We start from the raw sequence: 8,917 nt of genomic DNA on the forward strand, positions 1-8,917 counted from the left end.
ACGGGACGGGCCCCGCTCCTCGGAGGAGGAGCGGGGCCCGTTCGTTCGTCTCACACGCGCGGGGCGCGGATCAGAACATCAGGCGGTACGTGTTCCAGCCGGTGCCGAGCTTGACGCGCGGCTTGAAGGCGGGAGCGGTGGTGCCGGTGCCCTTGTAGAGCCACAGGTTGCCGGAACCGTCACGGGCGAGCACGTCGGCCACGCCGTCGATGTCGACGTCACCGGTGGAGACCACCGAGTTGTAGATGCCCCAGCCGGTGCCGACCTTGACGCGCGCGCCGAAGGGGGCGTTGTAGTTGCCGGTGCCCTTGTAGAGCCACAGGTTGCCGGAACCGTCACGGGCGATCACGTCGGCCTTGCCGTCGTTGTTCAGGTCGCCCTTGCCGGTGATGGCGTTGTAGATGTGCCAGCCGGTGCCGACCTTGACGCGGGGCGCCAGGCGGCCGTTGCCGTACCCGAGGTACAGGTACAGGTTGCCCGAACTGTCACGGGTCAGCAGGTCGTCCGCGGCGGCACCGCCGAGGCTGGCCGTGGAGACGACCGTGTTGAAGGCGCCCCAGCCGCTGCCCAGGCTGACCGGGCTGGCGTTCCACTCCAGCCAGTACAGCGTGCCGTAGGACACGATCCAGGCGCCGTCCGAGACGCCGTCGGCGTCCTGGTCGACCTGGGTCGCCTTGGAGACGCCGCCCCAGCCGGAGCCGACGTCCTCGCGGGACTCGAAGCCGCCCGAGCCGTTCGGCCAGTACGACCAGAGCTTGCCGTTGCCGTCGGCGGCGCGCAGCTCGCCGATGGGGGCGTCGGCCGCGGACTCGGCGGCGAAGGTGCCCGCGCCCGGGGTGGCCTTCTCGGCCGCGGCGGAGGTCTTGCCGACCGGCGCCGGCGCGTCCGCGGCGACCGCGGCGGTGGTGGTGCCCACGAGGGCCGCGGTGATGGCCGCGACGGTGACACGGGACAGGATGCCCGTGCGGTTCAGGCCAGTGGAGTTGGCCACGTAGTTCTCCTGAGAGGAAGACGAAAGGAAAGGTTCCGCCACCGGCGCGTCACCCGGACGGCCGACGGCGGAAACCTTATGATCCAGGATCGTTCTCATCGGATCTTCACAGGTCAACTGGTTTGTGACACAACTGTTTCGATCCCGGACTTATATCCCTTTTGTCAACGCAGAAGCTCCACTTCCGCCAGCCGGGAGGTGCCTTCCGCCACCAGCCGGTACGCCGTGTACGAGCCGGGCGCGGCGATCGTGAAGGTCCGCGTCTGCCGGTCCCAGGCGAAGGACTCGCCCGCCCTGCGGTCCAGATCGGTCCAGTGCGCCCCGTCCGCGGAGCCCTGCAGCACCCAGCCGGAGGGCGCTTCCGCCCGCGCCGCCGAGGTCAGCGTGTAGCGGATCGCCCGGGTCGGGGCCGTCACCGGCAGCGGCTCCGACGTGAGCGCGGCCGAGGTCGCCGAGGTGTCGTCGGTGAGCGGTCCCGTCCGGGCCAGCGCGTCCGACGGTGGGGCCGGCACCCGGTCGTCCCGCGCGATCGAGGAGGGCGCCGCGCCCGGGCCCGTGCCCCAGGAGGAGGGCCGCGGGCCCATGTCGAAGCGCAGGATGCCGCCGCGGGCCAGCAGGTCGTGGGGGAGGGCCGTCGAGTGCCAGGCGCGGCCGTTCACGGTGACGCCCTGGACGTACACGTTCCGGGCACTGTTCCGGGGAGCCTCGACCACCAGCGTGCGGCCGTTGTCCATGCGGACGGTGGCCTTCTTGAAGAGGGGCGAGCCGATGGCGTACTCCCCGCCGCCCATCACCAGCGGGTAGAAGCCGAGCGCGGAGAAGAGGTACCAGGCCGACTGCTCGCCGTTGTCCTCGTCACCGTGGTAGCCCTGCCCGATCTCGCTGCCGGTGTAGAGCCGGGACAGCACCTCGCGCACCTTCTCCTGCGTCTTCCAGGGCTGCCCGGCCGCGTCGTACATGTACGGCACGTGGTGCGCGACCTGGTTGGAGTGGCCGTACATGCCCATGCGGACGTCCCGGGCCTCGGTCATCTCGTGGATGACGCTGCCGTACGAGCCGGTGAACTCGGGGCTCGCCGTCTCGGGGGTGGAGAAGTAGGCGTCCAGCTTCTTCGCGAGACCGGCCCGCCCGCCGTACAGGTTCGCCAGGCCCCGCGAGTCCTGCGGAGCGGTGAAGGCGTAACCCCAGCCGTTGGTCTCGGTGTAGTCGTGCCCCCAGATCCGGGGATCGTACGAGGCCGAGGGCACCCGCCAGGTCCCCTTCGCGTCCCGGCCCTGGAAGAAGCCGGCCTCCGCGTCGAAGAGGGAGACGTACCCCTGGGCGCGGTCGCGGAAGTAGGCCGCCTCCTCCTGGTAACGCTTCTTCCCGGTCCTCTCGTACAGCGCCTCGGCCATGCGGGAGATGCCGAAGTCGTTGAGGTAGCCCTCCAGGGACCAGGAAAGGCCCTCGTGGGTCTCGGTGGAGGCGTAGCCCAGGAAGGGTGAGGTGTCCATGCCCTTGCGGCCGACGCCCCGGTGCGGCGGGACGACGGTCGCGTTCTTCAGTGCCGCCTCGTACGCGGCCTCGGCGTCGAACTTCACGCCCTTGACGTACGCGTCGGCGAAGGCCACGTCGGATGAGGTGCCCGTCATGAGGTCGGCGTAGCCGGGGGAGGACCAGCGGGAGATCCAGCCGCCGTCCTTGTACTGCTGCACGAAGCCGTCGACCAGCTCGCCCGCCTTCCGCGGCGTGAGGAAGGAGTAGGCCGGCCAGGTGGTCCGGTAGGTGTCCCAGAAGCCGTTGTTGACGTACGCCTTGCCGTCGACGATCTTCGCGCCGGTACGGGTCGGGGTGTCGGGTCCGGCCGGCGGGACGAACGGGCTGGCGTAGCGGGGCCGCCCGTCCACCTGCTCGAAGGCCGAGTTGGGGTAGAGGTACAGGCGGTAGAGCCCGGAGTAGAGCGTGACCAGCTGGTCGTGGGTGGCGCCCTCCACGGTGACCCGGCCGAGCAGCGCGTCCCAGGCCTTCCGGGCCCGGTCACGGACCTTCTCGAAGGAGGTGCCGTCCGGAATCTCCTGGGCCAGGTTGGCCTTGGCCTGTTCGACGGAGATGAGGGAGGTCGCGATCCGCAGGGTGACCGTGCGGTCCTCGCCCGCGTCGAGGCGGAGCCGGCCCCGGACGCCCTCGGCCGCCGCGTCGGTGACCGGCGCGTCGAGGACGCCGTACACGAACATGCGTCCGGCGCCGGTGGACAGGCCGGAGCGGACGTCCGAGTACCCGGTGAAGGAGCGGGTCGCCGGATCGAGGGTCAGACCGCCGGCGTCGGTCACGTTGTCGAGCACGAGGCTCGCGTCCTCACCCGGATAGGTGAACCGCATCATCGCCGCGTGGTCGGTGGGGGTGACCTCGGCGCGCAGCCCGTTCTCGAAGGTGACGCCGTAGAGGTAGGGCCGGGCGGTCTCCCGGGCGTGCCGGAAGGGCAGCGCCCGGGCCGCCTTGTCGGTGGGTGCGTCGCCGGCCGCCGCCGAGGGCATCACCTGGAAGGTCTGCCGGTCGCCCATCCACGGGCTCGGCTGGTGGCTCGCGGAGAAGGCCTGGAGCCTGGGCAGGTTGTCGGCGTCGTTGCCGCGCGCGTACTCGTACAGCCAGCTCTGGGTGGAGGCGTTGGTGACCGGCGTCCAGAAGGTGAAGCCGTGCGGCACGGCGGTGGCGGGGAAGGTGTTGCCGCGCGAGAAGGCGCCGCTGGAGTTCGTGCCGCGGGTGGTCGAGACGTAGTCGGAAAGGTGCTCCGGGCGGGGCTCCGGCCGCGCGGCGCCGATCCTCAGGTCGTCGATCCAGCCCTGGAACTTCGCCGGTCCCTTCGGGGAGTCGTACGCGACGAGGATCCGGTCCACGGTCCTGCCGGCCGCGACGGCGCCGATCCGGGAGCCGACCCGGTTCCACTGGTTGACGTACAGACGCTTGGCCGCGGCCTGTCCGCGCGGGGTGAGCGGCCCGCCGTGGGTGTCGACGGCGCCCAGGTCACTCAGATAGGTGCCGTCGGTGAAGGCCAGGTCGACCGCCACGTGCGTGGCCGGATAGTTCAGATCGGTCTCGGCCATCGACGGGAAGACGAGGTAGGAGAGCTCGGTGTCCGGACGGACCGGGACGTGCACGTCGACAATCTTGTTGTACGCGTAGGCGCGACCGTCCGCGCGGTGGGTGCCCGCGTAGCGCAGCGCCCGGCGGCCGGTGAAGCCGGCGGCGGCCTTGGCGGTGGGGGAGCCGAGCGGGCCGCGGTCGACGTCCGTGCGCATCTCCTTGGGCACGGGCGCGGAGGTGTCCCCGTTCGAGAACTGAACGTCCGCCAGCTGGGTGAGACCGGCACCGTGGTTCGCGGTGATCTCGAGCCGGTAGTGGGCGTAGGCGGGGCCGCGGGTGGGGAGGTCGTACGTACGGGTCTCGAACCGTTTCGCGAAGTCCTCGCCCGACCGGGTGTCGAGGACGGTCCACTCCCTGCCGTCGGCCGAGCCCTTGAGCGTCCAGTCCCGGGGGTCCCGCTCGGCGGCGTCGTTGGCGGAGGTCAGGGCGTAGGAGGCGAGGGCGACCGGCTCGTCCAGGTCGAACTCGATCCAGGCGGTGGGGGCGAAGACCAGCCACTTCGTCCCGGGCTGGAGATCGATCAGGTTCTCCTTGGTCTCGCCCGCCCCCGCGTGCTCGCCGCTGGCCCGCAGTCCGGTGACGCGGTCCGTGACGTTGCCGGGGATGCCGCTCGCGAAGCCGCCGTCGACGCCGGAGGCGCGCGCGGTGCCGTCGGGGGCCGTCTCCACCGTGTTCCGCCAGGTCGGTGGTGTCTCGTCCGCCTCGAAGGAGGTGTGGAACTCCCGGTCCGGTTTCTCCCGCTGGCCGGGAAGAGCCTGGGCCACCGGGGTCAGCGCGGGGAGTGAGGTCAGGATCAGGGCCGCCGAGGCGGCGAGCGCAAGCGCTCTCGGGCCACCGGGCCGGGGCCGTGATCGGGGAGGGAATCCGGTCTGCATGCGGTTTCTTCGCTCCTGCCGCTGGTCTTGGACAACGTTGTCAGATCCATGGCGCAGACTCCAGTAGGGGTCAAGTCGCACAAGGTGTCAAGGGTGTTGGCGGGGAAGGGCGGGACGAAACGCCGCAGATGCGAGGTGCTCATCCCCGAGGTCTCAACTCGGGAAAGATGGCTGCCGAAACCTGCTTTCGATCTTGCTCCGGCGAAGGGAAGTGGACTATACCTGTCGGCGTCCCGCCCGTCGTACGAATCCACGACGGCCCGACGCCTGCACGACCCAGCAATTGACCGCGGTGGCGGGGCCCTTCGCCTGTGGCGAGCGTACGGGTGACCGGTACACCGCCTGAGTCCTGAATGAAGGCGAGGACTTGAGCATGGGATCCACCTCCGCCCGCACCAGTGAGGGCCTCGGCCGTCGCGACCTCATCAAGCGTTCCGCCGCGATCGGCCTCATCTCCGTGCCGACGATGGGCTTCCTGTCCGCCTGTGCCAGCGGTGGCGGCAGCGGGAACGAGAAGGTCGAGAAGGGCACGAAATCCGACAAGAACCCGCTCGGGGTGAACGAGTCGGCGCCGCTCGATTTCGTCCTCTTCGACGGTGGTTTCGGCCAGCAGTACGCCAAGGACGCCATCAAGCTCTACGAGAAGAATTACCCCGGGGCCGCCGTCAAGTTCACGCCCACCCAGAAGATCACCACCGAGCTCCAGCCCCGTTTCAACGGCGGCAACCCGCCGGACCTCATCGACAACTCCGGCGCCGAGCAGATGGACATGGGCGTGCTCGTCGGCCAGAAGCAGCTGGCCGACCTCACGCCGCTCCTGGACGCCCCCTCCGTCGACGACCCGAAGAAGAAGGTCCGCGACACCCTGCGGCCCGGCATCGTCGAGATGGGCCAGTTCGACGGCGCCCCCGTCTGGGTCCTCTACTACGCCTACACCGTCTACGGCGTCTGGTACTCGCAGAAGCTGCTCGACTCGCTCGACGCGAAGTACCCCGAGACCTGGGACGAGATGCTGGCCGTCTGCGAGAAGGCCAAGAAGAAGGGCATCGCGGGCTGGACGTACGCGGGCAAGCACCCGTACTACGTCCCCTTCTCCCTCTACCCGATGATCGGCAAGGTCGGCGGCCGCGAGGTGCTCGACGCCATCGACAACCTGGAGCCGAAGGCCTGGGAGCACCCGGCCGTCAAGGCCTGCTTCGAGGCCTACTACGAGCTCGTCCGCAAGGGCTACATCCTCCAGGGCACCCCCGGCCTCGACCACATCCAGTCGCAGACCGCCTGGACCGAGGGCAAGGCCCTCTTCATCCCGAACGGCTCCTGGGTCGAGAACGAGGCGGCCAAGACCATGCCGGCCGACTTCGACCTGGCCGTCTCCGCCCCGACCGGCCTCGACTCCTCCGACAAGATGCCCTTCGGCACGATCTGGGCCTCCGGCGGCGAGCCCTTCATCGTCCCGGCCAAGGCGAAGAACGTCGAGGGCGGCATGGAGCAGCTGCGCATCATGCTCAGCGAGGCCTCCTCCAAGAACTTCACCCGGTCCGTGAAGTCCCTGACCGCCTTCAACGGCGGCACCGACGGCATCGAGCTGACCCCGGGCCTGAAGTCCGGAGTCGCCGCCCTGGAGAAGGCCGGCCAGAACGTCGTCAACCCGCGGCTCCAGGACTGGTACGTCGCCCTGCAGAAGGAGAAGATCGGTGTCGCCGGCATCGGCGAGATGATGGCGGGCCGCGCGACGCCCGCCGAGACGATCAAGAAGATCCAGAAGTTCGCCGACGACGCGGCCAAGGACCCGAACATCAAGCACTACAAGCACCAGTGAGCAGCGCCGGGGCCCCTTCCCGCCGACCGGGAGCGGGCCCCGGAACCCTCGCGCGCGGCACCGGCGGCGCGCCTCGGCGGGAAAGATCGGGGTCGGTAGGAATGCAACACGGCAAGTACCGTTTCATCGTGGGGTTCCTGGCGATCCCCCTCGCGCTCTACGCGCTGTTCGTCATCTGGCCGTTCATCCAGTCCATCTACTACTCGTTCACGGACTGGTCCGGGCTCAGTCCGGAATTCTCGATGGTCGGCTTCGACAACTACAGCCGGATGCTGGACGACGACATCTTCTGGAAATCGCTCCAGCACAGCCTGACCTTCGCCGTGGTGCTGCCGCTGGTGACCGTCGGCCTCGCCCTGTTCTTCGCCTTCATGCTGAATGTCGGGGGCCGCCGCCGCAAGGGAGCGGCCGTGACGGGCGTGCGCGGATCGTCTTTCTACAAGATCGTGTACTTCTTCCCGCAGGTGCTGTCCATCGCGATCGTGGCGCTCCTCTTCCAGTTCGCGTACAACCCGAACAGCGGCGCCATCAATTCCGCCCTGGAACTCGTGGGCCTCGGCAGTGTCCGGCCCGACTGGCTGGGCGACCCGGATCTCGCCCTCATGTGCGTGATGGTCGTTCTCGTCTGGTCCACCGTCGGATTCTTCGTCGTCCTCTTCTCTGCGGGCATGGCGTCCATTCCGAGGGATTTCTACGAGGCCGCCCTGCTCGACGGCGCCAACCGTTTCACCACCTTCTTCAGGATCACCCTGCCGCTGCTCTGGGACACCGTGCAGTCCGGCTGGATCTACATGGGCATCCTGGCGCTCGGCGCGGAGTCCTTCGCCGTGGTCCAGATCATGACCGTCGGCCCCAACGGCGGCGGGCCCGACTACTCGACCATCGTCCTGCCGCTGTACGTGTACCAGAAGGCGTTCCGGGACGGTCAGGCCGCCTACGCAACGACCATCGGCGTCGCCCTCCTCCTGCTCACGCTCGCCTTCGCGGCGGTCGTGATGAAGGTCGGCCGGCGCGAGCGGCTGGAGTTCTGATGAAGATCACCGAAACTGCCTCCACCGACGTCGAGAAGACCCCCGGCCCCCCGGCGGGCGGCGGCCCGCTGCCCGTCGGCGCCACGGCCCCCGCCGCCGTGAAGGAGCCCAAGGGCGAGGGCGGGGTCCTCAACGTCTTCTCGCACGGGGTCCTGATCATCTGGGCGATCATGGTGGTCATGCCGCTGCTCTGGGCGGTCATGACCTCCTTCAAGACCGACCGGGCGATCTTCACCTCACCGTGGTCGCTCCCCGACCGGCTCCACTTCGAGAACTGGTCGCGCGCCTGGACCGAGGCGCACATGGGCGACTACTTCATGAACACGATCGTGGTGGTGGGCGGCTCGCTCCTCGGCACCCTGCTGTTCGGCTCGATGGCCGCCTACGTGCTCGCCCGTTTCGACTTCCCGGGCAACCGCTTCCTGTACTTCCTCTTCATCGGCGGGATGAGCTTCCCGATCATCCTGGCGCTCGTCCCGTTGTTCTACGTCATGCAGAACATGGCCCTGCTCAACACCCCGCACGGCCTGATCCTGGTCTACATCGCCTACTCGCTGCCCTTCACGGTCTTCTTCCTCACGGCCTTCTTCCGCACCCTGCCGACCTCGGTGGCGGAGGCCGCCTTCGTGGACGGCGCCTCGCACACCCGGACCTTCTTCCAGGTGATGCTGCCGATGGCGAAGCCGGGCCTGATCAGCGTCGGCATCTTCAACTTCCTCGGCCAGTGGAACCAGTACCTGCTGCCGACCGTGCTCAACACCGAGCAGGACCAGAAGGTGCTCTCCCAGGGCCTGGTGCAGCTCGCCGTCAGCCAGGGCTACAAGGGCGACTGGTCCGGCCTCTTCGCCGGCCTGGTCATGGCCATGCTGCCGGTGCTCGCTGCGTACGTCATCTTCCAGCGTCAGGTGGTGGCGGGACTCACCGCCGGCGCGGTGAAGTGACGCGGCGGTCCAGGACCGACCGGCCCGGGGCCCCCGGCGCGCACGGCGCGCCGGGGGCCCCCCGCGTGCGGTGTAACCCACCCGCCCGCCTGGTGATGGAGGATAAGGGGGGGCAGCCGGAACCGGAGCCGTGTTGTTGA

At 69.2% G+C, this 8,917-nt stretch carries 5 protein-coding genes; 3 read left to right on the forward strand and 2 right to left on the reverse strand.

From position 1 onward, the window contains the following. Positions 1–70 precede the first annotated feature (70 nt). Both ACFY60_RS21125 and ACFY60_RS21130 read right to left on the reverse strand, forming a co-directional pair. A complete protein-coding gene (locus tag ACFY60_RS21125) occupies positions 71–991 on the reverse strand; it encodes an FG-GAP repeat domain-containing protein (RefSeq protein WP_388612380.1) in 921 nt (306 codons plus the stop codon). Between the two features lie 164 nt (positions 992–1,155). Then, entirely contained in the window at positions 1,156–4,986 is a 3,831-nt protein-coding gene (locus ACFY60_RS21130; RefSeq protein WP_388612382.1) for a GH92 family glycosyl hydrolase, read from the reverse strand. A gap of 373 nt (positions 4,987–5,359) precedes the next feature. Here ACFY60_RS21130 and ngcE point away from each other — a divergent pair, with 373 nt between their 5' ends. From ngcE to ACFY60_RS21145, 3 genes are all read left to right on the forward strand, one after another. After that, a complete protein-coding gene (gene ngcE / locus ACFY60_RS21135) occupies positions 5,360–6,805 on the forward strand; it encodes an N-acetylglucosamine/diacetylchitobiose ABC transporter substrate-binding protein (RefSeq protein ID WP_388612384.1) in 1,446 nt (481 codons plus the stop codon). Positions 6,806–6,906: 101 nt separating this feature from the next. Continuing rightward, complete coding sequence (locus ACFY60_RS21140) at positions 6,907–7,836, forward strand: carbohydrate ABC transporter permease (protein ID WP_388612386.1); 930 nt, start codon at positions 6,907–6,909, stop codon at positions 7,834–7,836. Then, positions 7,836–8,777, forward strand: coding sequence for a carbohydrate ABC transporter permease (locus tag ACFY60_RS21145; protein ID WP_388612388.1), 942 nt, complete (start codon positions 7,836–7,838; stop codon positions 8,775–8,777). The genes ACFY60_RS21140 and ACFY60_RS21145 overlap by 1 nt, the downstream gene beginning before the upstream one ends. The last annotated feature ends 140 nt before the right edge of the window (positions 8,778–8,917 follow it).

The organism is Streptomyces sp. NPDC012827 (assembly GCF_042900905.1).
In the GTDB taxonomy this organism is placed as follows: Bacteria; Actinomycetota; Actinomycetes; order Streptomycetales; family Streptomycetaceae; genus Streptomyces; species Streptomyces gulbargensis.